Origin of the sequence: Nocardia sp. NPDC058058, from assembly GCF_042885355.1 — a bacterium.
Classification (GTDB): domain Bacteria; phylum Actinomycetota; class Actinomycetes; order Mycobacteriales; family Mycobacteriaceae; genus Nocardia.
On sequence record NZ_JBHVSA010000002.1, the window covers coordinates 929327 to 954673 of the forward strand.

30 protein-coding genes are annotated in these 25347 nt (G+C 66.5%); 9 read left to right on the forward strand and 21 right to left on the reverse strand.

Going from position 1 to position 25347, the window contains the following annotated elements:
• Positions 1-57: 57 nt before the first annotated feature.
• Entirely contained in the window at positions 58-1041 is a 984-nt protein-coding gene (gene rlmB, locus ACFVUS_RS18965; RefSeq protein ID WP_387767551.1) for a 23S rRNA (guanosine(2251)-2'-O)-methyltransferase RlmB, read from the forward strand.
• 161 nt (positions 1042-1202) lie between these two features.
• The gene (locus ACFVUS_RS18970) at positions 1203-1481 is read left to right on the forward strand and encodes a DUF4190 domain-containing protein (RefSeq protein WP_387767554.1); all 279 of its coding nucleotides are present in this window, start codon (positions 1203-1205) and stop codon (positions 1479-1481) included.
• Between the two features lie 78 nt (positions 1482-1559).
• On the opposite strand, the gene ACFVUS_RS18975 is transcribed toward ACFVUS_RS18970, so the two are convergent.
• The 3 genes from ACFVUS_RS18975 to ACFVUS_RS18985 all read right to left on the reverse strand — a co-directional run bounded on the left by ACFVUS_RS18975 (position 1560) and on the right by ACFVUS_RS18985 (position 4450).
• Positions 1560-2372 carry an enoyl-CoA hydratase/isomerase family protein gene (locus ACFVUS_RS18975; RefSeq protein WP_387767557.1) on the reverse strand — a complete coding sequence of 271 codons (813 nt, stop codon included), beginning with the start codon at positions 2370-2372 and terminating at the stop codon, positions 1560-1562.
• Between the two features lie 62 nt (positions 2373-2434).
• Entirely contained in the window at positions 2435-3607 is a 1173-nt protein-coding gene (locus ACFVUS_RS18980; protein ID WP_387767560.1) for an acyl-CoA dehydrogenase family protein, read from the reverse strand.
• A gap of 78 nt (positions 3608-3685) precedes the next feature.
• Entirely contained in the window at positions 3686-4450 is a 765-nt protein-coding gene (locus tag ACFVUS_RS18985; protein ID WP_387767563.1) for an alpha/beta fold hydrolase, read from the reverse strand.
• Between the two features lie 73 nt (positions 4451-4523).
• Between ACFVUS_RS18985 and ACFVUS_RS18990 the strand changes: the two genes are divergently transcribed.
• The 3 genes from ACFVUS_RS18990 (at position 4524) to ACFVUS_RS19000 (ending at position 6072) form a co-directional block, all read left to right on the forward strand.
• Complete coding sequence (locus ACFVUS_RS18990) at positions 4524-4838, forward strand: antibiotic biosynthesis monooxygenase family protein (protein WP_387767566.1); 315 nt, start codon at positions 4524-4526, stop codon at positions 4836-4838.
• Between the two features lie 206 nt (positions 4839-5044).
• Positions 5045-5239 (forward strand): CbtB-domain containing protein, encoded by a 195-nt coding sequence (locus tag ACFVUS_RS18995; RefSeq protein WP_375962374.1) that lies wholly within the window; start codon positions 5045-5047, stop codon positions 5237-5239.
• Between the two features lie 41 nt (positions 5240-5280).
• Entirely contained in the window at positions 5281-6072 is a 792-nt protein-coding gene (locus ACFVUS_RS19000) for a CbtA family protein (protein WP_387769989.1), read from the forward strand.
• Positions 6073-6163: 91 nt separating this feature from the next.
• Here ACFVUS_RS19000 and ACFVUS_RS19005 read toward each other — a convergent pair whose 3' ends face one another.
• The 4 genes from ACFVUS_RS19005 to ACFVUS_RS19020 all read right to left on the reverse strand — a co-directional run bounded on the left by ACFVUS_RS19005 (position 6164) and on the right by ACFVUS_RS19020 (position 8106).
• A complete protein-coding gene (locus ACFVUS_RS19005; RefSeq protein WP_375962371.1) occupies positions 6164-6607 on the reverse strand; it encodes an OsmC family peroxiredoxin in 444 nt (147 codons plus the stop codon).
• Between the two features lie 52 nt (positions 6608-6659).
• On the reverse strand, positions 6660-7037 hold the full coding sequence (locus ACFVUS_RS19010; protein WP_387767570.1) for an SRPBCC domain-containing protein: 378 nt from the start codon (positions 7035-7037) through the stop codon (positions 6660-6662).
• Between the two features lie 99 nt (positions 7038-7136).
• A complete protein-coding gene (locus ACFVUS_RS19015; protein ID WP_387767573.1) occupies positions 7137-7457 on the reverse strand; it encodes a DMT family transporter in 321 nt (106 codons plus the stop codon).
• A gap of 1 nt (position 7458) precedes the next feature.
• Entirely contained in the window at positions 7459-8106 is a 648-nt protein-coding gene (locus ACFVUS_RS19020; protein ID WP_387767576.1) for an FMN-dependent NADH-azoreductase, read from the reverse strand.
• Positions 8107-8209: 103 nt separating this feature from the next.
• On the opposite strand from ACFVUS_RS19020, the gene ACFVUS_RS19025 reads away from it, so the two are divergent.
• On the forward strand, positions 8210-8830 hold the full coding sequence (locus ACFVUS_RS19025) for a TetR/AcrR family transcriptional regulator (RefSeq protein WP_387767579.1): 621 nt from the start codon (positions 8210-8212) through the stop codon (positions 8828-8830).
• On the opposite strand, the gene ACFVUS_RS19030 is transcribed toward ACFVUS_RS19025, so the two are convergent.
• Positions 8831-9679: an ABC transporter permease subunit gene (locus ACFVUS_RS19030; RefSeq protein ID WP_387767582.1), complete on the reverse strand. Its 849-nt coding sequence runs from the start codon at positions 9677-9679 to the stop codon at positions 8831-8833.
• Entirely contained in the window at positions 9676-10572 is an 897-nt protein-coding gene (locus ACFVUS_RS19035; protein ID WP_387767585.1) for an ABC transporter ATP-binding protein, read from the reverse strand. Before ACFVUS_RS19035 ends, ACFVUS_RS19030 begins: the two co-directional genes overlap by 4 nt.
• A 126-nt stretch (positions 10573-10698) precedes the next feature.
• Here ACFVUS_RS19035 and ACFVUS_RS19040 point away from each other — a divergent pair, with 126 nt between their 5' ends.
• Positions 10699-11919 carry a sensor histidine kinase gene (locus tag ACFVUS_RS19040; RefSeq protein WP_387767588.1) on the forward strand — a complete coding sequence of 407 codons (1221 nt, stop codon included), beginning with the start codon at positions 10699-10701 and terminating at the stop codon, positions 11917-11919.
• 24 nt (positions 11920-11943) lie between these two features.
• Positions 11944-12606, forward strand: a complete 663-nt coding sequence (locus ACFVUS_RS19045; protein WP_387767591.1) for a response regulator — start codon at positions 11944-11946, stop codon at positions 12604-12606.
• 1 nt (position 12607) lies between these two features.
• Here the strand turns inward: ACFVUS_RS19045 and ACFVUS_RS19050 are convergent, their stop codons facing one another.
• On the reverse strand, positions 12608-13264 hold the full coding sequence (locus ACFVUS_RS19050; RefSeq protein WP_387767594.1) for a VWA domain-containing protein: 657 nt from the start codon (positions 13262-13264) through the stop codon (positions 12608-12610).
• 177 nt (positions 13265-13441) lie between these two features.
• Between ACFVUS_RS19050 and ACFVUS_RS19055 the strand changes: the two genes are divergently transcribed.
• Positions 13442-14236, forward strand: a complete 795-nt coding sequence (locus tag ACFVUS_RS19055) for an LLM class flavin-dependent oxidoreductase (protein WP_387767597.1) — start codon at positions 13442-13444, stop codon at positions 14234-14236.
• 51 nt (positions 14237-14287) lie between these two features.
• Here the strand turns inward: ACFVUS_RS19055 and ACFVUS_RS19060 are convergent, their stop codons facing one another.
• The 11 genes from ACFVUS_RS19060 to panD form a co-directional block, all read right to left on the reverse strand.
• Positions 14288-15067 (reverse strand): phytanoyl-CoA dioxygenase family protein, encoded by a 780-nt coding sequence (locus ACFVUS_RS19060; protein WP_387767600.1) that lies wholly within the window; start codon positions 15065-15067, stop codon positions 14288-14290.
• Between the two features lie 82 nt (positions 15068-15149).
• Positions 15150-17693, reverse strand: coding sequence for an ATP-dependent Clp protease ATP-binding subunit (locus ACFVUS_RS19065; RefSeq protein ID WP_387767603.1), 2544 nt, complete (start codon positions 17691-17693; stop codon positions 15150-15152).
• A gap of 249 nt (positions 17694-17942) precedes the next feature.
• Complete coding sequence (locus ACFVUS_RS19070; RefSeq protein ID WP_387767606.1) at positions 17943-18899, reverse strand: lipase family alpha/beta hydrolase; 957 nt, start codon at positions 18897-18899, stop codon at positions 17943-17945.
• Positions 18900-19052: 153 nt separating this feature from the next.
• Entirely contained in the window at positions 19053-19745 is a 693-nt protein-coding gene (locus tag ACFVUS_RS19075; protein WP_387767608.1) for a DUF1772 domain-containing protein, read from the reverse strand.
• 174 nt (positions 19746-19919) lie between these two features.
• Positions 19920-20543: an FHA domain-containing protein gene (locus tag ACFVUS_RS19080; RefSeq protein ID WP_387767611.1), complete on the reverse strand. Its 624-nt coding sequence runs from the start codon at positions 20541-20543 to the stop codon at positions 19920-19922.
• A 197-nt stretch (positions 20544-20740) separates the two neighbouring features.
• Complete coding sequence (locus ACFVUS_RS19085) at positions 20741-21103, reverse strand: Lsr2 family protein (protein ID WP_364637635.1); 363 nt, start codon at positions 21101-21103, stop codon at positions 20741-20743.
• Between the two features lie 117 nt (positions 21104-21220).
• Complete coding sequence (gene lysS, locus ACFVUS_RS19090; RefSeq protein WP_387769992.1) at positions 21221-22687, reverse strand: lysine--tRNA ligase; 1467 nt, start codon at positions 22685-22687, stop codon at positions 21221-21223.
• Between the two features lie 178 nt (positions 22688-22865).
• A complete protein-coding gene (locus tag ACFVUS_RS19095) occupies positions 22866-23288 on the reverse strand; it encodes a rhodanese-like domain-containing protein (RefSeq protein ID WP_364638010.1) in 423 nt (140 codons plus the stop codon).
• 5 nt (positions 23289-23293) lie between these two features.
• Positions 23294-23908 carry a cysteine dioxygenase gene (locus ACFVUS_RS19100; protein WP_387767615.1) on the reverse strand — a complete coding sequence of 205 codons (615 nt, stop codon included), beginning with the start codon at positions 23906-23908 and terminating at the stop codon, positions 23294-23296.
• Between the two features lie 191 nt (positions 23909-24099).
• Positions 24100-24900, reverse strand: a complete 801-nt coding sequence (locus tag ACFVUS_RS19105) for a type III pantothenate kinase (RefSeq protein ID WP_375962334.1) — start codon at positions 24898-24900, stop codon at positions 24100-24102.
• A gap of 20 nt (positions 24901-24920) precedes the next feature.
• The gene (panD, locus tag ACFVUS_RS19110; protein ID WP_387767619.1) at positions 24921-25340 is read right to left on the reverse strand and encodes an aspartate 1-decarboxylase; all 420 of its coding nucleotides are present in this window, start codon (positions 25338-25340) and stop codon (positions 24921-24923) included.
• Between the last annotated feature and the right edge of the window lie 7 nt (positions 25341-25347).

Sequence of the window (25347 nt, forward strand, 5' to 3'; positions counted from 1 at the left end):
GGGTTCTCCCGTGACCGGCCGACCGCGGGTTTCCCGCGCAATACGGAAGGCGAAGTAATGGCAGGCAATTCGCAGCGACGCGGTGCGATCCGCAAGGACGGCACCAAGAAGGGGCAGGTCGTCGGCTCGGGCGGTAAGCGCCGCCGGGGACTCGAGGGCAAGGGCGCGACCCCGCCCGCTGTGGAGCGCACCAAGCATCCCGCGGCCAAGCGCGCCAAGGCCGCGGCCAAGGCGGCCTCGGCGGCCAGCAATGCCCGCGCCCGCAATTCCTCCCGCCCGATCGCCGGGCGTAAGGACAACGAGGGTCCCGAGCTGGTGCTCGGCCGCAACCCCGTGGTGGAGTGCCTGCGCGCCGGGGTCCCCGCCACCGCGCTGTACGTCGCCGTCGGCACCGAGAACGACGAGCGGCTCACCGAGGCGGTGAAGATCGCCGCCGACACCGGCATCACCATCCTGGAACTGCCGCGCACCGACCTGGACAAGATGAGCCACAACGCCATGCATCAGGGCCTGGCGTTGCAGGTGCCCCCGTACCGCTACGCGCATCCGGACGATCTGGTGGAGCGGGTGCGCGCCTCCGGTGAACCGGCCATGCTGGTGGCGCTGGACAACATCACCGATCCGCGCAACCTGGGTGCGGTCATCCGCTCGGTCGCCGCGTTCGGTGGTCAGGGTGTGGTGATCCCGCAGCGCCGCAGCGCCAGCGTCACCGCCGTGGCGTGGCGCACCAGCGCGGGCGCGGCGGCGCGCCTGCCCGTCGCTCGCGCGACGAATCTGACTCGCACACTGAAGGATTGGGCCGATAAGGGCTACCAGATCGTCGGCCTCGACGCGGGCGGCGACACCGATCTGGACGCCTTCGACGGCACCGCCCCGACGGTCATCGTGGTCGGCTCCGAGGGCAAGGGCCTGTCCCGTCTGGTCCGCGAGACCTGCGACGCCATCATCAGCATCCCCATGGCCGGACCGGTGGAGTCGTTGAACGCCTCCGTCGCCGCGGGCGTGGTGCTCGCCGATCTGGCCCGCCAGCGCCGCGCCTGATCCGCGAGCCAAAAACACTGCGGTAAAACACTATTCGTGAAATCCCCGGTCCACTTCGGACCGGGGATTTCCGGTATCCGAGGGCGTGACGGGTGAAGTGGCGCAAGGGAAGTCCGCGCGTCAGCATGCTCACGGGCGGGTGCTGAACGTAAAATCGGATCGTGGTGATCCCTCAGCAGCCCATCGGCGCACCGACCGAGCACGAGCATGCGACGGCGGTGTTGCTATTGGGAGCGCTCAGCGTGTTCTGCTGTGGCGCGCTGGGTCCGGTCGCGTGGGCGCTGGGGCGGCGGGCGCTCAATGACATCGAGGCGTCCGGCGGCGCGTACGGCGGGCGCGTGCAGGTCGTCGTCGGATACGTGCTCGGGATTATCGGGACCATCCTCATGGTCGTCTTCGGCATCCTGTTCCTGCTGCTGGCCATCGGCGGACGCGGCTGAGCGGTGTCGGAACAGGCTGAGCCGTATCGGAACAGGTTGAGCGGTATCGGAACAGGTTGAGCCGCAAGCGGATCCGGGTCAGTCCAGACCGGGGCGCGATTCTCCGCCGGTGACGGCGTCCCAGGCGGGCCATTCGGTGCTGACCGTGCCGGACCATTTGGGCGCGCGGCCGTTCTTGAGGGCCGCGACGCCCTCACCACCGTCGGCGCTCTTGGCGACGTAGTCGTTGAGTTCGGTTTCCAAGCGGCCCACGGCTTCCGGGCTCATGGTGGGTGCTTCCCAGAGCAGGCGCTTGGACAGCGCGACCGGAAGCGGAGCGGAACCGTGCGCGATGTCATGCGCTATCGCGAGCGCGGTCGGGAGCACCTCGGTGGCGGGCAGACAGGAATTGGCGACGCCGAGCGCCCGCGCCTCGTCACCGTCGAAGGTGCGCCCGGTGAGCAGCAGATCGGCGGCGTTCGCACTGCCGATCAGGCGGGGCAGCGTCCAGTGCGCGTAACCACCCGCGAGCGCGCCGCGGCGAACCTGGTTGAGCCCGTACACCGCATCGCGCGCCACATAGCGCAGATCGCATTGCAGCGCGAGCTCCAGGCCGATACCGACGGCGTGCCCGTTAACCGCGGCGATGACGGGTTTGCGAATCCGGAACGGCGGCGGATCGATGAGCCCGTTCACCTCACCGGCCTTGAGCGAGAGGTCCGCGCCCGCGCAGAACGCGGGCGGCGTGCCGGTGATGACGACCGCTCCGATGGCGTCCTCGGTATCGCAGCGCCGCAGTGCCGCGCCCAGCGCCGCGGCCATCCCGGGCGTGAGCGCGTTCTGCTGAGCGGGCCGATTGAGCGTGAGCACAGCGACCCCGTCGGACACGTCCACATGCAGTTCCGAGCTCATGCCCCGGAATCCTAATGCAACGCCCGCCCGCCCCGGGCCATGTCCGAGCTGCCTTTACGTGCTCAGCCGCGCAAGATCTGGCGGCCGATGGCGTACTTGTGTACCTCGGTGGGGCCGTCGTAGAGGCGGAAGGCGCGCATATCGCGGAAGATCATCTCCACCACGGTCTCATCGCTGATGCCGATGCCGCCGAGCACCTGGACGCAGCGGTCGGTGACCTTGAACAGTTCCTCGGAGACGTAGGACTTGGCGATGGAGCTCTCATGCCGGGCCTTCTCGCCCTGATCCATCAGCCAGCAGGCGTGCCAGATGGTGAGGCGGCACTGGTGCAGCGCGATCTCGTTGTCCGCCAACATGAATGACACGCCCTGGTGTTCACCGATGGGCTTGCCGAAGGCGGTGCGGGTCTTGGCGTAGTCGATGGCGATGGACTGCGCGCGTTCGGCCGCGCCCAGCCAGCGCATGCAGTGCGTGAGCCGGGCGGGGGCCAGGCGCAGCTGGGCGTAGCGCAGCGCCTGCCCGGTCTCGCCGAGTACGGATTCCCTGGGCAGCACCAGGTTCTCGAAGCGCACCACCGCGTGGCCGCCGACATAGTTGCGGTCCATCGTGTTCATGATGCGTTCGATGACGATGCCGGGGGCGTCGCCGTCGCACAGGAACAGGGTCGGCCCGGCGGGCAGGTGCGGGTTATCGGCCAGGCGGGCCATGATGATCCAGGTCTTCGCGCCGTCGGCACCGGTGATCAGCCATTTGCGACCGTTGACGGTGAAGTTCTCACCGTCGAAGGTGGCGGCGGTGGTGAGCTGATTCGGGTCCGAGCCCGCACCGTCCGGTTCGGTCATGGCGAAGACCGAGCGCTGCGCTCCGTCGATGACCGGCTGCAGGAAGCGTTCGGTCTGTTCCTGATTCGCGACCTTGGAGAGCAGGAACATATTGCCCTCGTCGGGTGCGGCGCAGTTCATGGCGACGGGGCCGAGCGTGGACCAGCCCGCCGCCTCGTAGATGACCGCCTGCTCGATATGGCTGAGTCCGCGGCCACCGAGTGCGACGGGGGCCTGCACGGTGAGCAGTTTCTCCGCGCGCGCGAGTTCGACCAGCTCCTGGCGCAATTCATCATTGGGGCCGTGCGCGGTCAGGCGCGGATCGCGCTCGTACGGGACGATCTTGTCGATGACGAATTGCCGCACCCGATCGCGTTCGGCGGCGAGTTCGGCGGGAATCGTGAAGTCGATCATCGTTGGTCACCATTCATTCCGGGTTGCGTCGGAGCCGAGCATACGACGGGCCGCACCGGAGACTGAAGGCACCCGCCCTCAAACGAGTACGCGACGCAGGAATGCCTCGACTTCGGCCCGGTAGGCGGCGGGTTGATCATCGTGTACGAGATGCCCGGCGTCCGCGATCACCACGTGCCGCGCGTCCGGATGCACCGCGGCCATCTCGCGCATCTGCCCGGGCGGGGTGATGGTGTACTCGCCCTCGATCAGCAGGGTGGGCACGGTGATCGACTTCCACTGGGTCCAGAAATCGCGGGTGCCCCACTCCTCGGAGATATCGCGGAAGGTCGCCACCTCACCGTGCAGGCGATACCCGTCGGGTCCGGAGGTGAAGGAGTCGAGGAAATATCGCCCGGCCACCGGACCGAAGAACTCCAGTACCGCATCGTCATTCGGGAACGGCTGCGGCCACGCGCCGATCACCGCGGCCCAGTGTTCGGCGGTGCGGCCCTGGAAATCCGGGGCCATATCCTCGACGACCAAGGCGCGCACCCGATCCGGATGCGCGGCGGTGAACATCCAGCCGTGCAGTCCGCCCATGGAGTGTCCGATCACCACCATGGGTTCGGTGATGCCCGCGGTCGCGGCCGCGAGATCCGCCACGAACGCCTCGGTGGTGAGTTCGGCCGGCGCGGGACGACCGTGCCCCGCCGCGTCGAAGGTGTAGACGTGCCCGAACCCGCGCAACCAGTCCACCTGCCGATTCCAGGTGCGCGCACTGCCCATCAGGCCGTGCAGCAACAGGATTGGGGTTCCGCTTCCGCCCTGGTCGTGCAGCGGGCCGTGATCGTCAACCAACACGCCACCAATCTAGGACGCGCGAACCATTCGGCGGTGTACTGCCCCGTCCGGCGGCGGGCGTAGCCTCGGCTGCATGGCAGTCGTCAAGATCAACGCTATTGAAGTTCCCGAGGGCGCGGGCCCCGAGCTGGAGAAGCGGTTCGCGCATCGCGCGCACGCCGTCGAGGGCTCCCCCGGTTTCCTCGGCTTCCAGCTGCTCCGCCCGGTCTCCGGTGACAATCGGTATTTCGTTGTCACGCACTGGGATTCGAACGAATCGTTCGAGGCGTGGCGGGACGGCCCGGCGCGGGAGGCACACGCGGGCGGGGAGAACCGTCAGCCCGTCTCCACCGGCGCTTCGCTGCTGGAGTTCGAGGTCGTGCTGGACGTGCCCGCCAAGAACTCCTGAGCTTCTGCTGAGAATGCCTGATCAGCATGCGTGTTGACGCAGAGCCAGCACGGATGTCACAGTTCGGGGTGAAGTAAGCGACGGTGACGCGTAACCCGGTGTGAATCCGGGGCGGTCGCGCCACTGTATCCCGATAGGGAGAGCCAGACACCGGCACCGTCGCACCCGAAGCTCGCGGGGACGCGGCATCCCCTAGGAGGACTCGTATGGCAATCGTCCACAGCCCCGCCCGGTCGAACGACGCGCTCACCGCGCTGCTCGTTTCGGCGGGTGTCGTTCTACTGGCACTGCTCACGCTGTACCTGGTCGGTTTCGATCAGGGCGCGATCTCGCGCAGCGGCATGTACATGCACGAGCTCATGCATGACGGACGACACCTGCTGGGCGTCCCGTGCCACTGACCGAGACGCAGACGCCGGCCGAATCCCGGCCGAACGAAGCACTGCCGCTGACCGGTTCACTCAAGACGCTGCTGTTGCGCGGTCTGCTGGCCGGTCTCATCGCCGGACTGCTGGCGGCCACCGTCGGTTTCTTCGTCGGTGAACCGAAGATCAACGCGGCCATCGCCATCGAGGAATCGCAGTCCCAGGCCGCCGATACCCACGAGCACGGCGCGGCGGCCGATCAGGCCGCGAGCGGTCACTCGCACGGTGACGAGGAAGAGCCGCTGGTGAGCCGGTCCGGTCAGAAGGCCGGTCAGTTCCTGGCGCTCGGCCTGTTCGGCATGGCCATCGGCGCGCTGTTGGCCGTGGTGGCCAATGTGGCGCGCAGGTACTCCACGCTGTCCGGTCCGCGTTTGGCGCTCGCGCTGGCGGGTGGCGGCTGGCTGGCCATCGTCATCATCCCGTTCTTCAAGTACCCGGCCAATCCGCCGGCCGTCGGCGATCCGGACACCATCAATCAGCGCACCTGGTTGTGGGTCGCGGTGGTGCTGCTCGGGTTCGCCGCCGTCGGCGTGAGCGTGTACGTGTTCAAGCTGCTGCGGGGTCAGCTCGGCACCGTACGGCTGATCGGTTCGGTGCTGGCCCTGGTGGTCGTCGCGGGTATCGGTTACGTGCTGCTGCCGGGCATCAACGAGGTGAAGGACGATTTCCCGGCCGCGCTGCTGTGGCAGTTCCGGGCGGCGTCCCTGGCCGAGACCGGCACGCTGTGGCTGGTGCTCGGACTCGGGTTCGCGGCGCTCACCGAATTCGCCGCGTCGAAGGAGCGGACCGCCGAAGCCGTGGTGCGGTAACACCCTTCGGGATCGAAGCAACGAAAAAGGCAGTGCCGGTGCGATACCGGCACTGCCTTTTCGTATGTTCGGCGAAAGTCGCTGTCCGAGCTCAGGACTCGAAGGTGGCGTCCAGCTCGATGTCATCCACGCCCGCGAGGGCCTTGGAGATGGGGCAGCCCGCCTTGGCGGCAGCGGCGGCGGTCGCGAAACCGTCGGCGTCGATGCCGGAGGCGCGCCCGACCACGGTCAGCTTGATCTTGGAGATGCGAAAACCACCGGCCGGGTCCGGGCTCAGGGTGACATCGGCGGTCACGTCCAGGCTCTCCGGGGTGCCGCCGGCGGCGGCGATCTGACCGGACAGCGCCATCGAGTAGCAGGAGGAGTGCGCCGCGGCGATCAGCTCTTCGGGGCTGGTGGTGCCGTCGGCGTTATCGGCCGCGCGCTTGGGGAAGCTGACGTCGTACTTGCCGACGCCGGAGCTGACGAGTTCGACCTGACCGGAGCCGTCCTGCAGGCCGCCGGTCCAGGCGGTGCGTGCGGTACGTGTTGGCATCGCTGTCCTTTCGAGTAAGGGGGAGAACGGACTCGAACCTACCCCGCCGGTTTCAGCTCACCGCGAGGGTTCGCTGATCCCACTGCTCGAGGACCTGCGGCCAGGACCGCTCATGCCGATCGCGGGCCGCGGCGGTCGGGAATCCGGCGTGCGTGAGCAGCAGCGCACTGCCCGCGCCGTGCGCCGAGAGTTCCAGCGTGAGTACGGTTTCGGAGCCTTCGGTGCCGCCGGGACCGGTCACCCAGGTCAATTCGACCAGGCGGTCCGGGAGCAGGCGCAGGAAGCGCCCGTAGTGCGGATGTCCGCCGCCCGCGGTGAAGAAGAACGGTTCGTTCACCGCGGGGCGCATCAGCACCGAACCGGGATCGGCGAACCAGAGGCCCAATTGCTGTGTGGCCATGCGATACAGCTCATCGGGCGAAGCGGACATAATGCGTTCCACGGCCAGGAAAAAGGGCCGCGCGGAGAGGTCGGGAGGCCGGATCGGCGCAACGTCCATGGCGGAGCACGATACAGTCCGCCCCGCGGTTCATTCGGGATTGGTCACCCGTGCCAGCACTATGCCGCCGATGATGAGCGAGAGCGCCAGCACCCGGCCCGCCGACAGCGGATCGCGCTGCACGATCACGCCCAGGCCGATCGCCCCGACCGCGCCGATGCCGGTGAAGATCGCGTACGCGGTGCCGACCGGCAGCGTCCGCATGGCGTAGGACAGCAGGTACACCGCGATCACCATGAGTACGAAGCAGATCAGGGTGGCCAGCGGTTTGGTGAAATTCTGTGTCGGCTTGATGGATTGGGACCAGGCGATCTCCACCAGACCCGCGAGCCCCAGGATGAGCCAGTTCATGTCAGTACTCCTTGCCGAGTCTGCGAGCGGCCTCCAGGGCGGCGGCATAGGACGCGTCATGCTGCTCGCGCAGATGCGCTAGCACGGGATCCTGCCGGGAGTTCACCAGTTCCGCATTGACGAAAACCGTGTCGTGCACGGCGAAATGGCCCGCGAAGAAGTCGCGCAGATAACGCTCCTGATAGTCGAAAGCGGCCTTGGGCGCTCCCGGGGTGTACGCGCCGCCGCGCGCGGTGACGACCACGAAACGACCTGGGGCCAGCGACATTCGCGGGAAGGTGAGCTGATCCAGCCAGGCCTTGAGGCTGGCCGGAATCGAGTAGTTGTACATCGGGGTGCCGATGAGCACCACGTCGGCGGCGCGGATCTCGGCGAGCAGGGGCGCCGCGATCGCCCAGGCGGCGGCCGCGGCGGGGGTGTCGGCGAGTTCTCCGAGGTGGTCCAGATCGGTGCTGCCGTGCGCCAGGACGCGGTCGCAGAGTTCGGTCCAGCCCTCGTCGATGAAGGGGATGGGATCGGCGGCGACATCGCGATGGACGTAGACCCCGTCCGGGTGTTCGGCGCGCCAGGAGTCGGCGAAGGCGGCCCCGAGCTCGCGGCTGATGGAGGTGCGGCGGGCGCTGGAATCGATGTGCAGCAGGGTCGGCATGGCCATTCTCCTCATAAATGGACAGAGTGTCCGGTTGATGATTCGACGGTAGCGCTAACCGGACAGCTTGTCCACTTATCGATTCCGGGGTTACAGTGGCCGCATGGAACCGGCAGAACTACCGCTGCTCGACTCGGCGCAGGCGACCCCGCCACCGGAACGCGCCGATGCCGCGCGCAACCGGGCCAAGATCCTCGCCGCGGCGGCGGAACTGTTCACCACCCGCGATCCGCGCACCGTCACCATGGACGACATCGCCAAGGCCGCCGGGGTGGGACGCGGCACGCTGTATCGGCGCTATCCGGATGCCGGATCCATCGCGGTCGCCCTGCTCGATCAGCACGAACGCGAACTCCAGGAGCAATTACTGCGCGGCGCACCGCCTTTGGGTCCGGGCGCGCCACCCGCCGCGCGGCTCGCGGCGTTCTATACGGCGATGCTCGAATTACTCGGCACCCACGCCAATCTGATCCTGGGCGCGGAGACCGGCGGTGCGCGCTTCCGGACCGGCGCGTATCAGTTCTGGCGGGTGCATGTGCGGTCACTGCTCACCGAAGCCGGTGTGCCGGAACCGGAATCGCTGGTGGATGTGTTGCTCGCGCCACTCGCGGCGGAGGTCTATCGGCATCAGCGCGAACGCGGCCTCACCCCGGCACAGATCGACGCCGCCCTGCGACAGCTCGCGGACGGCGTCATCGGTTGTGCCACAAACGGTTCCGACTGATCAGATCATGTCCCGGCGGCGGATCAGCCAGATCGTGCCCGCCGCGAAGACCGCGACGTAGGCGGCCAGCACGAGCAGGGATTCACCCCGGCCCAGGATATTCAGCACGCCCGGGGTGCCCGAACCGGTGGTGGTGCGCAGCGAACCCGCCAGCGATCCGGCGGCCGTGCCCGGCAGATGATCGGTGAGAGCCTTGATGGGCGAGAAGATTCCGGCCACGCCGCGCAGCAGGTTCTCCACCACCAGCACCCACACCAGACCCAGGCCGACGGCCAGCGCCGGACCGCGGGCGAGCGCGCCGATCAACGCTCCGGCCAGTGTCCACATGCCCAGAATGGCTGAGCCCGAGACGATTCCGAGCAGTATCCGGCTCGCGGACGGCAGCGCCAGGGACTGATCCTGCGTCGCGGCGATGAGCGCGGCCACGCCGGTATCGACCACGAAGGCGACCAGCACCAGCGCGACCACCGTCACCGCCAGGCTCACCACCACCCCGCCGACGGCGGCGGTCCGCGAAGGCCCTTGGGTGAGAACGGTTTTCCAGGTTCCCCAGCCGTATCCGCTGCCCACCGCGAGTGCACCCAGCACCAGCATGAGCGCGCCACCGAACATGGCCATGCCCTGGGTGAACACCTCCGGGACCGCCGCCGGGAGCATCAGCTGGAGCAGGACTTCCCGGGGCTGGCCGTTCGACATGCGGCTGGAATCGCCCGTCGTATAGGCCAGATAGTTGAACAGGTAGGCGAAGGTGAGGTTCAACAGGATCCACGTGCCGAGCACGATCCAGAACGCGGGCCACTTGCGCAGCCGCAGCATCTCGGCCCGGGCGCTGGCGATCAGGTCATTCATTTCGCGGACTCCGTCATCTCGAAAAACACTTCTTCCAAGGACTTTTCATCGGTGCGCAGCTCCAGCAGATCCGCGCCCGCCTCGATCACCGCACGGGCCACCGCGGGCGCCTTCGCCACCCCGGCATCGACCCTGATGCCGTTCGCGGTGAGCAGTGCGGCACGCTCCCCCACCACCCGGCGCACCGCCGGGAAAGCCAGATCCAGCGGTTCGGCGCGCAGGAAAAGCGATGCCGCGCCGCGCAATTCGCGCACCGTGGCCTCGGTGAGCAGCCGCCCGCCGGAGATGACGCCGACGCGATCGCAGATCTCCTGCACTTCGGCGAGCAGGTGACTGGACAGCACGACGGTGTGCCCGTCGGCGGCGAGCCCGGTGATGAGTTCACGCATCTCGGCCATCCCGGCGGGATCCAGGCCATTGGTGGGCTCATCGAGAATCAGCAGGTCAGGGGTGCCGAGCAGGGCGGCGGCCACACCCAGGCGCTGTTTCATACCGAGCGAATAGGTGCGGAATCTGTCATTGCCGCGATCGGCGAGAGCGACCCGGTGCAGTGATCGCTCCACCTCGTCGTGCGTGACACCGCGATATTTGGCCAGCACGCGCAGATTGTCGCGGCCGGACAGGTACGGGTAGAAGCCCGGGCCTTCGATGAGAACGCCTATGCGGCGCAGGGTTTCGGGATCGCCCGGCGGTCTGCCGAGCACCGTCGCGGTCCCCTCGGTGGGCCGGATCAGACCGACCAGCATGCGCAGGGTGGTGGTCTTGCCCGCACCGTTCGGACCCAGGAATCCGTAGATCTCGCCGCGGCGCACGCTCATGCTCACGGCATCGACCGCGGTGTGCGCGCCGTAGCGTTTGGTCAACCGGCCGGTCTCGGCGATCGCTTCGTTCATGACTACGAGAATCCGCCGCGACCTGCGCAGAAACATCCGCCGCACAGCGCGATCGGGCGTACGTATCGCGACGTATTTACCCCCGAGACAGTGCCGAACCGGTGGATACGGCGCTACCGTGCAGCTATGGAGACGAGTGCGGCACGGCGGTGGGATGTGCTGCTCGCACTGGTGGTCGCCGCGATCCAGCTCGGCGCGGGCACCCTGGCCAACGAGCATCAGACCGGAACACGCGGGCTCGACCTGCTCGGATACGCGCTATTGGCCGCCGGACCGCTACTACTGACGGTGCGGCGACGCTACCCCGAACCGGTGTTCTACGCGGTGCTCGCGATCACCAGCGCCTACCTGCTCATCGGCTACGGGTACGGGCCGGTGTTCCTGGCGCTCGTGGTGGCCTTCCTCACCGCCGGGGTGCGCGGACCACGTTGGCGCACTTACGGTTTCGTACCGGTCGGCTATCTGCTGATGGTGTGGCCGGTACCCGGCTGGCGCGGCTACGACACCAATTCGTGGCAGCAGTTCGGACTGCTCGCCTGGCTGGTCGTCCTCGTCGCCATCGCCGAGGGGCTACGACAGCGCATGGCCGCCACCACCGCGCGACGCGGGCGGGCCGAGGAGGCGCGCCGCAATGAACAGGCGCAGCACGAGCGCGAAGCCGCCGAACGCGCCCGGGCCGCGGCCGAACGGGAACAGCGGGTCAGCGAGGAGCGGCTCGCCATCGCGCGGGAACTGCACGATGTGCTCGCGCACAGCCTCTCGCTCATCAATGTGCAGTCCTCGGTGGCGCTCGAACTCATCGATCGCAGGCCCGAACAGGCCGCGACCGCGCTGGCCGCGATCAAGGACGCCAGCAAGGACGCGCTCGGCGAGGTGCACGCGCTGCTGCGTTCCATTCGCGGCGGCACCGGGACCGTGCCCGCGCCGATCGCGCCGACGGTCGTCATCAGCGATCTGGAGAGCCTGCTGCAACCCGCCCGCGCCACCGGGCTGGAGGTGCGTGCCATCGTGACCGGGGTGCCCAAACGACTGCCGTCGGTCGTCGACGTGGCCGCCGCGCGCATCGTGCAGGAATCGCTCACCAATGTGGTGCGGCACGCGCCCGGCGCGAGTGTGCTTGTCACCGTGCGCTATTCGGCCGACCGGCTGCATCTGGCGGTCGACAACACCCGGCCCACGCGTGGACCCGGCGCCATCGTGAACACCGGCGGGCACGGCATCACCGGAATGACCGAGCGCGCCAAGGCCCTGGGCGGGCGACTGCTCGCCGAACCCAAGGCCGACGGCGGCTTCCGGGTGGAGGCCCGGCTACCGGTCCATCTGAACCATCCCGAACCGGCAGCCTAGGTTCACTGTGCCGCAGGAGGTTTCATGAGCATTCGGGTTCTCATCGCCGACGACCAGGCGCTGGTGCGCGCGGGCTTCGCGGCCCTGCTGGACGCGCAGGACGATATCGAGGTGGTCGGCGAGGCCGGCAACGGCGAACAGGCCGTGCGCCTGGCCCGCGAACTCATCCCCGATGTGGTGCTGATGGATATCCGCATGCCGATCCTCGACGGCCTCGCCGCCACCCGCGAAATCGTCTCCGCGCCGGAGCTTTCCGAGGTGCGGGTGGTGGTGCTGACCACCTTCGAACTCGACGAGTACGTCTTCGAGGCGATGCGGGCGGGCGCGACCGGATTCCTGGTCAAACACACCGAGCCCGCCGATCTGGTCAAGGCCGTGCGGGTGGTGGCGGGCGGTGATGCGCTGCTGTCCCCCAGCGTCACCCGGCGACTGGTCGCCGAATTCGCCACGCACGCCAAACCCGCTCCCGCACAGCAGTTCTCCGAACTCACCGATCGCGAACGCGAAGTCATGACGTTGGTCGCCGAGGGGCTCACCAACGCCGAGATCGCCGAACGCCTCTATCTGAGCCCCGCCACCGCCCGCACCCACGTCAGCCGAATCCTGTTGAAACTCAATGCCCGTGACCGCACCCAACTCGTGGTCATGGCTTATGAATCCGGCATGGTCCGCCCCGGCTGGCAGTAGTTCAGCGGCCGGGGTTGGACTGATCCCGCTCGGCGTCGGTGAAGCCCTCCTCGCGGGGCGAGTAGCTGCCGGGGGCGGGCGGGGCCTGCAACCGGGCGGAGTAGGCGGAGGCGGCCCTGAAGACGCCGGACACACCCTGCGGGGCGGCGGCGTAGGTGATGGACTGGCGGGGCGAGAAACCCATATCCGTGCCGATGGCGACGGCATCCATATTCGCGCCCAGGAACAGGAAATTCCAGTTCCAGGTGTCCTGCTGCTGGGTGATGAGCGACTTCACGGCGGTATGCGACCACTCCCGGCTGGAATTCTCATGGCCGTCCGTCATCACCACCACGATGACCGTGCCCGGGCGATTCGCTTCATCACGTGCCGCGAGTTCCGCGCCCACATCGGTGATGAGCTTGCCGACGGCGTCGTAGAGGGCGGTCATACCGCGCGGTTGCAGATCCAGCGGCGGGACCTGGGCGAGTGGCCGATTCGCGTACACCACTTCGTATTCGGTATCGAACTGCGCCAGCGTCACCTCGATGCGCCTGGGCACCTCGCGCTGCTGCTCGAAGTAGGCCGCGAAACCGCCCTCGGTATCGGATTTGATGGACTGCATGGAGCCCGAACGGTCCAGCAGAACCGCGATGAGGGTGAGATCAGGATTGGTCATGGTGCGCTCCCCCGAGCCGAATTGGTGACTGACCCCGCCCACCGTACGCCCGCGAAACCGACCCCGCCGCCGAGTTTCCGGGCCGCGGCGGCCCGCATTCGCTACGCCTCGAGACGTAGTCCCCGGGCCGCCGCCAAACCGATGTGCCCACCCCGGGCGCACGCGCATCCTCGAACCATGAGCATGAACTTCGGAATCGTCATGGCACCCCGATCCGGCGCGGAATGGGTTCGCGCCGTTCAGGATGCGGAGCGTCAGGGGTACGGCACCGTCCTGCTCCCGGACACCCTGTACACCCCATCGCCCTTCCCGACGCTGGCCGCGGCGGCCGCCGTCACCACCACCCTGCGGCTGCGCCCCAATGTGCTCGCCGCACCGATGCGCACCCCCGCCGTCACCGCGCGCGAAACCGCCGCGCTGCAGATGCTTTCCGACGGCCGCTTCGAACTGGGCCTGGGCACCGGTCGCCCCGACGCGAGCAAAGAAGCCGAAAAGTTCGGTATGCCATGGGGTTCCGCTGCCGATCGCCGCCGCCAACTCATCGACACCATCGAAAACGTCCGCGCCACCGTACAACCCACGCCGTCCATCGTCATCGCCGCGAGCGGTCCGAAAATGCTTGCCACCGCGGCGGAATACGCCGACCGCATTCACCTCGCGGTGGACCCCGCCAGCACCGAATACGATCTCGCCATCCGCACCGCCACCGTCCGCGACCACACCGACCGGCCCATCGGATTCAGCCTCCAACTGGTCGGCATCGGCGACCAGCTCCCGTTCTACGTCGCCCGCCACCTCGGCATCACCATCGACCACCTCCGCGAATCCCGCGCCGCCGCACTGCTTCCCGGCGATCCGTCGGAGGCGGCGGCGGCACTGGAACAGCTGCGCGACAAGTACGGCATCGACGAACTGCTGGTGCCCGGCGAACTCGCCGAGAGCTTCGCCCCGATCCTGGCCCGCTTCCGCTGACCACACCGACGCGTTCGCTCACCAGGGACGATCAGCGCTTCCCCGGACCGATCAGTGCTCACCCAGACCGAGTCGAATCGCCTGTTCCACGGGCGAATACGCGCCATCGGGTCGGTCGAGCACGCAGGGCTCCCGAAGCTCCAGCGGCGGCTGCGCCAGGAACCGCGGCGTGCGGCCGTGATGCGGCTGGGCGGCGTGCACCAGGAACGGATGGCACAGGTACACATCGCCCGCCCGGCCGGTCGCCAGCGCCTGCGGTAGATCCGCGGTCGCGGCGTAAGCGTCCAGCAGATCCGGCATCGGCACCCCGGAATCACCGTAGGGGGCCAGCACTTTCGGCAGCCGCAGGTGCGATCCGACGCGAATCCGGGTGGGCGCGTCCGCATCGGTGATATCGGAGAACAGGAAGAGCATCAGCAGGGCTCTGCCCTTGGAGCGCAGATTGATTCGCCATCGGAAGTAGTCGGCCGGATCGTCGTCGCCCGGGAAACTGGCGTCGATATGCCAGCCGTCATCACCGGGAGCCACCGCGCTCGGAAAGCGAATGGGGAAGGTGCCGATGCCTTTTCGCGGCACCCAGCGCCCCGTGCCCACCAGCTGATCACAGGCCTCCGCCAGTGCGGGCGCGGTGGCGGCCTGCCGGAACGGTTCGTCGCCGTACCCGTTCAACCGGATGACCGGCTGCGTCCAGGTGGCGGGATCGTCCGGATCACAACCGGTTTCACGCCAGAGGAAGGCGCGGCCCGCATCGGCCACCTCGCGCGGGAAGGCCTGTTCGACCTTCACGAATCCATCGGTGATGAACGCGTCCACCTGAGCATCTGTGAGCATGCCGTCCCTTCGATACGCGAAAGCCCCCTCACACCATTGGTGAGAGGGGGCTTCACGATCAAGCGATTTTCATCGCGGGAGACTACTCGCCGACGGCGGCGGCCTCTCCTGCGACGACCACCGGCTGCTCCTCGGCGGTCTCCTTCTTGGTCAGCTTGGCGCGGGCCGCGAAGGTGAACTTCGCGTTCTCGCCCTGGCCTTCGCCGTCCCAGCCTTCGACATCCACCTTCACGATCTGACCTGCGCCCAGTTCGCCGAAGAGGATCTTCTCCGACAGCTGGTCCTCGATCTCACGCTGGATGGTGCGACGCAGCGGACGGGCGCCGAGCACCGGATCGAAACCGCGCTTGGCGAGCAGGCTCTTGGCCTGTTCGGTCAGCTCGATCTCCATATCCTTGTTCTTGAGCTGCTTGGCGACGCGGCCGATCATCAGGTCCACCATCTGGATGATCTGATCCTGGGTCAGCTGGTGGAAGACGATGACATCGTCGATGCGGTTCAGGAACTCGGGGCGGAAGTGCTTCTTCAGCTCGTCGTTGACCTTGAGCTTCATCCGCTCGTAGTTCGAGCCCTCGGCATTGCTCTGGGCGAAGCCGAGGCCGACCGCCTTCGAGATATCCGAGGTACCGAGGTTCGAGGTGAAGATCAGGACGGTGTTCTTGAAGTCCACCGTGCGACCCTGACCGTCGGTCAGGCGACCATCCTCGAGGACCTGCAACAGGGTGTTGTAGATCTCCTGGTGGGCCTTCTCGATCTCGTCGAACAGCACCACCGAGAACGGCTTGCGCCGCACCTTCTCGGTCAGCTGGCCGCCCTCTTCGTAGCCGACGTAGCCCGGAGGGGCACCGAACAGACGCGAAGCGGTGAAGCGGTCGTGGAACTCGCCCATATCGATCTGGATGAGCGCGTCGTCATCGCCGAACAGGAAGTTGGCCAGCGCCTTCGAGAGCTCGGTCTTACCGACACCGGACGGACCGGCGAAGATGAACGAGCCCGAGGGACGCTTGGGATCCTTCAGACCGGCGCGGGTACGGCGAATCGCCTTCGACACAGCACGGACGGCATCCTCTTGCCCGATGATCCGCTTGTGCAGCTCATCCTCCATGCGGAGCAGACGGGTGGTCTCCTCCTCGGTGAGCTTGAAGACGGGGATACCGGTCCAGTTGGCCAGCACCTCCGCGATCTGCTCATCGTCGACCTCGGCCACGACGTCCAGATCGCCCGAGCGCCACTGCTTTTCGCGCTCGGCCCGCTTGGCGACGAGCTGCTTCTCCTTGTCACGCAGGCGCGCTGCCTTCTCGAAGTCCTGCGCGTCGATAGCGCTTTCCTTCTCGCGGCGGGCGTCGGCGATCTTGTCGTCGAATTCGCGCAGGTCCGGCGGTGCGGTCATCCGGCGGATGCGCATGCGCGCGCCCGCCTCGTCGATGAGGTCGATCGCCTTGTCCGGCAGGAACCGATCGTTGATGTAGCGATCCGCGAGCGTCGCGGCGGCGACCAGCGCGCCATCGGTGATGGACACCCGGTGATGCGCCTCGTAGCGGTCCCGCAGACCCTTGAGGATATTGATGGTGTGCTCGACCGTCGGCTCGCCGACCTGCACCGGCTGGAACCGGCGCTCGAGTGCGGCGTCCTTCTCGATGTACTTGCGGTACTCGTCGAGCGTGGTCGCGCCGATGGTCTGGAGTTCACCGCGAGCCAGCTTGGGCTTGAGGATCGAGGCCGCGTCGATGGCGCCCTCGGCCGCGCCCGCACCCACCAGGGTGTGCAGCTCGTCGATGAACAGGATGATGTCGCCGCGGGTGTTGATCTCCTTGAGCACCTTCTTCAGGCGCTCCTCGAAATCACCGCGGTAGCGGCTGCCCGCGACCAGGGAACCCAGGTCGAGGGTGTACAGCTGCTTGTCCTTGAGCGTCTCGGGCACCTCGCCGTTGACGATGGCCTGAGCGAGACCCTCCACGACGGCGGTCTTACCGACGCCGGGCTCACCGATCAGGACCGGGTTGTTCTTGGTACGGCGGCTCAGCACCTGCATGACCCGCTCGATTTCCTTCGAGCGGCCGATGACCGGGTCGAGCTTGCCTTCCAGCGCGGCCTGGGTCAGGTTGCGGCCGAACTGATCCAGCACCAGCGACGTGGACGGGGTGCCCGACTCACTGCGCGTGCCCGAACCCTCGACCGGCTCCTTGCCCTGGTATCCCGACAGCAGCTGAATAACCTGCTGCCGCACGCGATTCAGATCCGCGCCCAGCTTGACCAGCACCTGAGCCGCGACGCCTTCGCCTTCGCGAATCAGGCCGAGCAGAATGTGCTCGGTGCCGATGTAGTTGTGGCCGAGCTGCAGCGCCTCGCGCAGCGACAGCTCGAGAACCTTCTTGGCACGCGGGGTGAAGGGGATGTGACCGGACGGCGCCTGCTGGCCCTGTCCGATGATCTCCTCGACCTGCGACCGCACACCCTCCAGCGAAATGCCCAGCGACTCCAGCGACTTCGCTGCGACGCCCTCACCTTCGTGAATCAGGCCCAGCAGGATGTGCTCGGTGCCGATGTAGTTGTGGTTGAGCATCCGGGCCTCTTCTTGGGCCAGGACAACGACCCGCCGTGCGCGGTCGGTGAACCTCTCGAACATCGCTCCCTCACTTCCTGCTCCGCTTACTACGGCATCCGGCGCTTCAGACCCTGTGCTGCCCTTCTGGTCGCCAGCCTGCCATGAAGCCCTGGGGTTGCATCCCCCGCCTCCACTCTAGTTGGCGGGGGTCACGCACGTCGTCCGTCCACCCTATTGCGAACCGGCCTCAGTACGACTCATTCCCTCATAACGGGGCTGTAGCCGGGAACGTTTCCGTCCCGGCTACGCCCACAGCGAACAAGAGAACTATTACCCGGTGAAGGGCGGGATGAACACGCACGGCACGGGCCTGGGATGGGCCGGGTCCAGCGCATTCAGCGCATCGGCGGCCACTCGGCGACTGCCCGCGATGGCCATGTGGTCGGAGAAGTCGGTGGCGCAATCGCTCTGCACCAGGATGTTCACCACGTTCGGGCCGGGGACCAGCGCGACCGACGGCCAGACCGCTTCGTCGAAATTCGAGGCCACATTGGTATACGAGACGGTCGGATCGTAGATGCCGTCGGCGTTCAGGGCGTTCACGAACGAGGAGTTACCGAGCATCTGCGGGCAGGCCAGGCAGACGCCCGCGCTGATCATGCCGTCCACCGAGTCGGCGTCCGCGCCCAACTGCTTACCGAAGGCGCGGATCATATTCATGCTGTCGCCGAACAGGCCCAGCCACGGCGGTGCGATGGCGACGAACTTATCCACCTTGCCGTGTCCGCCCGCACGCTTGATGTAGTAGTTCCCGACGGTATTGCCCTGCGAATGCGCGATGAAGTCCACCTTGGGCGCACCGGTCGCGGCCAGCACCCGGTCCACGAACGCGCCCAATTGCGCGGCGCTCTCCGGAATCGGCTTCATCCCGCCGAGGGCCGAAAGCGGCCACGGCACATCGAGACTGCCGTAGGTGAGGGAGTAGACGCAGTAGCCCTCATTGGCCAGCAGCGGGGCGTACGCACCCCAGTTGGTCTGCCCGCCGCCCGCGGTGCCGTGGATCAGCACCACCGGATCCGGATGTGCCGCAGTCGGTTTGCAGGACCAGTCGTTGGCCCCGGGCAGCGAACCGCCCGGATTCGCCAGTTCGTACGGGATGCCCGCGAAGAAGTTGTAGTCCACCGGCAGGTCGGCGCGGGCCGTCCCGCTCACCCCCAGGGACAGGATCGCCAGAAATGCCGTCGCCAGCAGTTTTCCCGGCGAACGGCGCAGTAGCGCAGCACGCATGTTCCCTCCCGAACTAGAACGCGTTCCGACAACGTAATCGAAAAACAAGCACGCGAGATGGGATACTGGCGGGTAATTTATGAAACCTGTTTCACTCTCTCGCGCAGCAAAAAACCGGGACCCGAATCGGATCCCGGTTTTGCGGTCGGGTGATCAGAACTGCCGGTGGTAGGCCTGCTGCGGGAGCGGCGCGAAACCCTGCGACACCGGAGCGAAACCCTGCTGGGCCACCGGTGCGACACGCTGCTGGGTCATCGCGATCGGCGTGGCGAACCCGCCCCGCGGCTGCTGGAAGGCCGGAGCGGCCGCGACCGTGGCACCCGCCGGAGCAGCCGTCGCATTCGCCTTACCGTGCTGCACACCGGCCACGAACAGCGCGCCGGTCAGCACCAGGAACGCCAGGGTGTGCAGCACCGCCCGCACGATATTCCAACGCACCCAAGAGGTTTCGAACTGCGCCCGGACCGCCGCCAGATCCCCGATCTGTGCCGGATCCCCGGCCGCGGCCAGCTGATTGTTCAGCGGCACATTCAATCCCGAGGTGACCGCGAAGGCAATCACGTTGAGCACCAGGGCGATACCGATCCACAGCAGCGTGGTTCGGGAGTCCTTGCCCAGGTGCAGCGCCGCCGCCAGCACGGTGAAACCGACCGTGCCCATGAAGATCAGCATGAAGAGCGGGTTGACGATGATCACGTTGATCCGCTGCATCACATCGACGATCACGCGGTCGTCGGTTTGACCCAGCGCGGGCATCACCGAGTTCGCGTAACCGTAGAAGAGGCCGGCGATGAGGCCGGTCGACAGGGTCGCCGCCACCAGCGCGGCCATACGAAGCGCAAACATCAGATGTCTCCTGACTGGGTCTTTGTCCCGGAATTCCCGGGCTGTTCAACGACTTCCAGTCAACCGTCCGGCGCGAGTGTGCGACATACCCCAGAAGCTCGGGGACATCAGCGAGCGTCTCGAGACGCTCGACGATGCCGTTTCGCGTGATTCACCGACGCCGTTTCGCCGGGTTCAGAGATCCCGTTCGGAGACGACGCCGCTGCGCAGGGCCAGATTGGCCAATTGCACGCGCTTCTGGTTCTGCGGGAGATCCTCCACGCCGAACTTCGCGAACAGGGCACGCAAATGCGTCTTGATGGCATCCACGCTCAGGAAAAGCTCCGCGGCGATCTGCTGATTGGAGGACGGCGAGGCGAACCCGTCATTTCCGCGCAGCGGACGGCAGAGCGCGATGAGCACGGCCCGCTGGGTTTCGGTGAGCGAGCGCAGCGTGGGCAGCCCGCCGGTGGAGGTCTGCGTGACATCGCCTGGGGCGCCGGAGAAGTCGTGAAAGACGATCCGCGAGGTGCCCATCCGGATCACATCGCCCGGCTGCAACCGGTGCCGTCCGACCAGGCGGTCCCCATTGACGAAAGTGCCGTTGCGGGAAAGCCCGTCATCCACGATGGTCCAGTGCGCGCCCAGATATTCGGCGGTCGCGTGCAGGCGGGACACCTCGACGTCCCAGAAGAGCGAGAGGTCGGCCTGCGGGGAACGGCCTATGGTGACGCGCGGGTGATCCGGGGCCAGCATCAACTCGTGCTGACGGCCCTCGTGGTCGTTGACCCGCAGTAATGAGCCGTGAAATGCGGTCACTGCGCCGATACCTCGTCTCTACACCCAGCCAGTGACATCGTCCGCACAGTTCAATGGTGCCGTGCCGCCTCGGCACGAGCAAGATCGTGCCACGGATATGGACACGGCGCACCCATACGAGTTATGTGCAAAGCGTATGAATAAACCACTGCCGCCCGGGCTCGCACGAAACACCCGGACGGCAGTCGCAAAGACGACTAGTTCTTCGCAGCGGCCTTGTTGTAAGCCTCCGTGATGTCCGCGGAGATACGCCCACGAGCAGAAACCTTGTGCCCATTCCGGCGCGCCCATTCACGAATCGCCGCACTTTGTTCACGATCGATCGAAACCCGGCTCTTCGGACCCGTCGAAGCGACGGCAGCGCCCTTGGTACGGCGCCGGCCGCTCACGCGACGAGCGTTGGCAACCCAGACCTCCAGACCGTCCCGCAGCTTGGACGCATTAGCCGTCGACAAGTCGATCTCGTACGAGACGCCATCGATTGCGAACTCGATGGTCTCGTCCGCGATGGACTCACCGTCGACATCGTCGATCAGGCTAACGGTGACCTTCTTTGCCATGAGATGAACGTCCTCTCGAAATCGTGCGACCCGCATAGTTAGGCCGATTACCCAAAACTAGAATACCGCTGAATTCGATAGTCCCAGAACGGGCACCGACAATGCAATCCAGAGAACTCAGCGAGCTACTGGACGCACAATTGGAAAGAGTATCGTTTCCCGGATTCCCAAGCCAGTCAGGGCCATCAGCAACCGGTCGATTCCCATACCCGTTCCGGTCGTCGGAGGCATACCGTGCTCCATCGCGGCAAGGAAGTCCTCGTCCAACCGCATGGCCTCATCGTCGCCCGCGGCGGCCAAACGCGCCTGATCCTCGAAACGTTCCCGCTGGATCACCGGATCTACGAGTTCGGAATATCCGGTCGCGAGTTCGAACCCGCGCACGTACAGATCCCACTTCTCGGTAACCCCGGGCTTGCTCCGATGCTGACGAGTCAGCGGAGAGGTCTCGACCGGGAAGTCACGAACGAAAGTCGGCGCGTACAGCTTGTCGCCGTAGACGTGCTCCCAGAGTTCCTCGACCAGTTTGCCGTGGCCATAGCCCTTGTCCTGCGGAATTTCCAGACCGACTCGTTCGGCCAGTGCCAGCAATTCCGGTACGGACGTTTCCGGCGTGACCTCCACACCGATCGACTCCGACAACGACGGGTACATCTCGACGGTCGTCCACTCGCCGGACAGATCGTATTCGGTGCCATCGGCAAGAGTGACCACCTGCGTGCCGTAGACCGACTGCGCCACTTCCTGGATCAATTCCCGCATCATCTTCGCGGAATCGTCGTACGTGCCGTACGCCTCGTAGGTTTCCAGCATTGCGAACTCGGGCGAATGGGTGGAGTCCGCACCCTCGTTTCGGAAGTTCCGGTTGATCTCGAAGACCTTCTCGATACCGCCGACCACACATCGCTTCAGGAACAACTCCGGAGCGATACGCAGGAACAACTCCAGATCCAGCGCATTCGAGTGGGTGACGAACGGGCGCGCCGCCGCGCCGCCGTGGATGGTCTGCAGCATCGGGGTCTCGACCTCGAGGAAACCCCTGCGCTCCAACGCGTCTCGCAGCGCGCGCACCGCGGCCACGCGGGTGCGGGCCATCTCACGCGCCTCCGGGCGCACGATCAGGTCCACGTAGCGCTGCCGGACGCGGGACTCCTCGTTCATCTCCTTGTGCGCCACCGGCAGCGGGCGCAGCGACTTCGCCGCCATCTCCCAGCCATCCGCCATGATGCTCAATTCGCCTGTGCGCGAAGCGATCACCTCGCCGTGCACAAATACGAAATCGCCCAGATCCACATCGGACTTCCACGCCGCGAGCGACTCCGCGCCCACACCGTTGAGGCTGATCATGGCCTGCAACTTGGTGCCGTCGCCCTCCTGCAGAGTGGCGAAACACAGTTTTCCGCTATTCCGCTGGAAAATTACGCGGCCCGCGACTCCGACAACCTGACCGGTTTGGGTATCGGCTTCGAGTTCGGGATATGCGGCGCGAATTTCGGCGAGGGTATGCGTGCGGTCGATGACCACCGGATAAGCCTCACGGCCTTCGGCCAGCAACCGCTCCCGCTTCTCGCGGCGAATCCGCATCTGCTCGGGGACATCCTGTTCCACGACCGGAGTCGCGGAACGCTTCTGACCTGCGGGAGACGTGGTGCCGGCGGGAGAAGAGGGGGTGGGGGTGCTCACGGGGCTTTAGCTTATCCTGCGGTGGAAACCCATTTTTCCGCCGCCCGGGCAAACTGTGCCCCGATAATCGCGGATCGGCTCAGAGCCACGCGAGGGTGACGACCTCGCGCTCGAAATGCGGTGCGGTGGCGGCCACCATGAGCAGTCCGGCGGCCTTGAGCGCCTGGTATCCGCCCACCAGATCGGTGGCGCGGCGCAGGCCCAGCTGTTGCAGCGATGAGGCGGCGAGGCTGGAGGTATAGCCCTCCGAGCAGACGATGATCCATTCGCGGTCGTGGTCGTCGGCCAGCGCGAGGCGCGCCGAACTGGTCGGGTCCAGACGCCATTCCAGGACATTGCGCTCGATCACCAGCGCGCCGGGGAGCGTGCCCTCCCGCATGCGCTGCGCCTGCGGGCGAATATCCACCAGCAGCGCACCGCGGGCGATGGCCTGCGGAATTTCCACCGGGTACAGGCGTCGCAGCCGCTCGCGCGCCTCTGCGAGCATGCCGTCGATCGTCATGTGGGTCATTCGAGTTCGCCTTCGGGCTGGTCGGTGAGAACGGAGCGAGTGCGGCGCAGCGTGCCGTGACCGGTGACCTCGTAATAGGACATCGCGGTCAGCGGCGGGGAATAGGCGTGCACACTCAAAGTCGGATCGAGCGGACCGGAAATACCGGCCTCGGCGGCGGGGGCACGCACCACGTCGTGCACCCAGCCCAGCGGGAAGGAAGCCTGATCACCGGCGGACAGCACGCGCCGGCGCAATTCCTTACCGTTCCAGCGGAATTCGGAGAGCGCACCGGAGAGCACGGTCAGCGCACCGAGCGAACCGGCGTGATCGTGCAATTCGGTGGCGATATCGGCCACCCAGCTGATCAGCCACAGGTCGACCTCGTCATCGGCGAGAAGTCTTACCGCCCAGCGCTTTTCGGTCGGCCACAGCCCATCGGCCGGAAGCAGGTGATCGTAACGCCCGGCCAGTACGTCCTCGGCGCCCTCGTCGGTGAGACGCAGCAGGTCGGCGGGACGCAGCCGGGTGGGGAGAGCCGAAGCGGTGGCCCGCTCGGTCACCTCGGGCAATAGCCGGGAGGCGCCATGGGTGGCATCGGCTGTGGAAAGGGAAAGTACCGAAGATCGCATGAGGCGAAACTCCAAGAAGTGTGTGCACGGTCGAGGGCAAAAACGATGCCTCGACGACGCCGAGGCTGATCAGCCTCGACAACACTCCTGGGTGCTCACGCGGAAATACACGTTGGCGAGCTTAGCAGCCGTTCCAACCGGAGCAACAGAGGCTCCGGGAAACGACTGCGTCACAAACCGACGGGTACGCATTACGGCTGGCGCACCTTGCGCTGCTGGTTGCGCTCGTAAACCAGGCGCAGACCATCCAGGGTCAGATGCGGTTCATGATGCTCGATGGTCTCGGACTCCGGCACGATCAGCGGGGCCGTCGCACCGGTCGCCACGATCGCCACATCGTCGCTGGAGAAGGCGTCGAATTCATCGCGAATTCGATCGATCAGGCCGTCGACCATACCGGCGAAACCGAAAACGGCGCCGGACTGCATGCATTCCATGCTGTTCTTACCGATCACCGAACGCGGCCGCGCCAGCTCGGCCCGGCGCAACGCGCTGCGCTCCACCAGCGCCTCGGTGGAAATCTCCACACCGGGCGCGATGATGCCGCCGAGAAATTCTCCCTTGGCGGACACCAGATCAACACAGATAGCCGTACCGAAATCCACCACAATGGCCGGGGATTGGTACCGATGGTAGGCCGCCAGACAGTTCACAATACGGTCCGCGCCCACCTCCTTGGGATTGTCCACCAGCAACGGAATACCGGTTCGCACACCGGGTTCCACCACAATGTTCGGGACATGACCCCAGTAGCGGCCCAGCATTTCGCGGAGCTCGCGCAACACCGGCGGCACCGTGGACAGCGCGGAGACACCCATAACCTGCTCCGCGTCCGCACCGATCAAACCCCGCACCATGAGCGCGAATTCATCGGCGGTCAGCAGCGGATTGGTATGGGTCCGCCACTGCCGCACCAGCTTCGCGTGCTCCCCGCTACCGGAGAACAGGCCCAGCTCGATGCTGGTATTGCGGACATCGATGGTCAGCAGCATGGGTGTCCCCGACGCTCCGTTCAGTTCGTGGATAGAGACCGCGGTGAGATCAGGTCCGAGCCCTCGGGCGCGTGCGCCGGATCCGAACCCAGCTCCACCTGGCGATTGCGCTCGTCGACGAATACCACGCGGGGCGCGTACTCCCGCACTTCCGCCTCGTTCAGCTGTGCGTAGGCAATGAGAATCACCAGATCACCCGGATTCACCAGATGGGCGGCGGCGCCATTGATTCCGATCACGCCGGAACCGCGCTCACCCGCGATGATGTATGTCTCGAGCCGGGCGCCATTGGTGATGTCGACAATCGCGACCAACTCACCCTCGAGCAGATCGGCGGCATCGAGCAGGTCCTGGTCTACGGTCACCGAGCCGACGTAGTGGAGGTTGGCATGGGTCACCGTGGCACGGTGGATCTTGGACTTCATCATGGTGCGCAACATCGCCTGT

What these genes read in the sequence shown, in the direction of transcription:
- lysS (WP_387769992.1), bottom strand. Translation starts at nt 22,687, where the DNA reads ATGCGGATTCGCCGCGAGAAGCGGGAGCGGTTGCTGGCCGAAGGCCGT.
- ACFVUS_RS19030 (WP_387767582.1), bottom strand. Translation starts at nt 9,679, where the DNA reads ATGAATGACCTGATCGCCAGCGCCCGGGCCGAGATGCTGCGGCTGCGC.
- ACFVUS_RS19015 (WP_387767573.1), bottom strand. Translation starts at nt 7,457, where the DNA reads ATGAACTGGCTCATCCTGGGGCTCGCGGGTCTGGTGGAGATCGCCTGG.
- ACFVUS_RS19075 (WP_387767608.1), bottom strand. Translation starts at nt 19,745, where the DNA reads ATGTTTGCGCTTCGTATGGCCGCGCTGGTGGCGGCGACCCTGTCGACC.
- ACFVUS_RS19005 (WP_375962371.1), bottom strand. Translation starts at nt 6,607, where the DNA reads ATGCCAACACGTACCGCACGCACCGCCTGGACCGGCGGCCTGCAGGAC.
- ACFVUS_RS18995 (WP_375962374.1), top strand. Translation starts at nt 5,045, where the DNA reads ATGGCAATCGTCCACAGCCCCGCCCGGTCGAACGACGCGCTCACCGCG.
- ACFVUS_RS19010 (WP_387767570.1), bottom strand. Translation starts at nt 7,037, where the DNA reads ATGTCCGCTTCGCCCGATGAGCTGTATCGCATGGCCACACAGCAATTG.
- ACFVUS_RS19065 (WP_387767603.1), bottom strand. Translation starts at nt 17,693, where the DNA reads ATGTTCGAGAGGTTCACCGACCGCGCACGGCGGGTCGTTGTCCTGGCC.
- ACFVUS_RS18975 (WP_387767557.1), bottom strand. Translation starts at nt 2,372, where the DNA reads ATGAGCTCGGAACTGCATGTGGACGTGTCCGACGGGGTCGCTGTGCTC.
- ACFVUS_RS19105 (WP_375962334.1), bottom strand. Translation starts at nt 24,900, where the DNA reads ATGCTGCTGACCATCGATGTCCGCAATACCAGCATCGAGCTGGGCCTG.
- ACFVUS_RS18980 (WP_387767560.1), bottom strand. Translation starts at nt 3,607, where the DNA reads ATGATCGACTTCACGATTCCCGCCGAACTCGCCGCCGAACGCGATCGG.
- ACFVUS_RS19060 (WP_387767600.1), bottom strand. Translation starts at nt 15,067, where the DNA reads ATGCTCACAGATGCTCAGGTGGACGCGTTCATCACCGATGGATTCGTG.
- ACFVUS_RS19040 (WP_387767588.1), top strand. Translation starts at nt 10,699, where the DNA reads ATGGAGACGAGTGCGGCACGGCGGTGGGATGTGCTGCTCGCACTGGTG.
- ACFVUS_RS18990 (WP_387767566.1), top strand. Translation starts at nt 4,524, where the DNA reads ATGGCAGTCGTCAAGATCAACGCTATTGAAGTTCCCGAGGGCGCGGGC.
- ACFVUS_RS19055 (WP_387767597.1), top strand. Translation starts at nt 13,442, where the DNA reads ATGAGCATGAACTTCGGAATCGTCATGGCACCCCGATCCGGCGCGGAA.
- rlmB (WP_387767551.1), top strand. Translation starts at nt 58, where the DNA reads ATGGCAGGCAATTCGCAGCGACGCGGTGCGATCCGCAAGGACGGCACC.
- ACFVUS_RS19045 (WP_387767591.1), top strand. Translation starts at nt 11,944, where the DNA reads ATGAGCATTCGGGTTCTCATCGCCGACGACCAGGCGCTGGTGCGCGCG.
- ACFVUS_RS19085 (WP_364637635.1), bottom strand. Translation starts at nt 21,103, where the DNA reads ATGGCAAAGAAGGTCACCGTTAGCCTGATCGACGATGTCGACGGTGAG.
- ACFVUS_RS19070 (WP_387767606.1), bottom strand. Translation starts at nt 18,899, where the DNA reads ATGCGTGCTGCGCTACTGCGCCGTTCGCCGGGAAAACTGCTGGCGACG.
- ACFVUS_RS19100 (WP_387767615.1), bottom strand. Translation starts at nt 23,908, where the DNA reads ATGCGATCTTCGGTACTTTCCCTTTCCACAGCCGATGCCACCCATGGC.
- ACFVUS_RS19020 (WP_387767576.1), bottom strand. Translation starts at nt 8,106, where the DNA reads ATGCCGACCCTGCTGCACATCGATTCCAGCGCCCGCCGCACCTCCATC.
- panD (WP_387767619.1), bottom strand. Translation starts at nt 25,340, where the DNA reads ATGTTGCGCACCATGATGAAGTCCAAGATCCACCGTGCCACGGTGACC.
- ACFVUS_RS19035 (WP_387767585.1), bottom strand. Translation starts at nt 10,572, where the DNA reads ATGAACGAAGCGATCGCCGAGACCGGCCGGTTGACCAAACGCTACGGC.
- ACFVUS_RS19050 (WP_387767594.1), bottom strand. Translation starts at nt 13,264, where the DNA reads ATGACCAATCCTGATCTCACCCTCATCGCGGTTCTGCTGGACCGTTCG.
- ACFVUS_RS19025 (WP_387767579.1), top strand. Translation starts at nt 8,210, where the DNA reads ATGGAACCGGCAGAACTACCGCTGCTCGACTCGGCGCAGGCGACCCCG.
- ACFVUS_RS19095 (WP_364638010.1), bottom strand. Translation starts at nt 23,288, where the DNA reads ATGACGATCGACGGCATGCTCGCAGAGGCGCGCGAGCGGCTGCGACGC.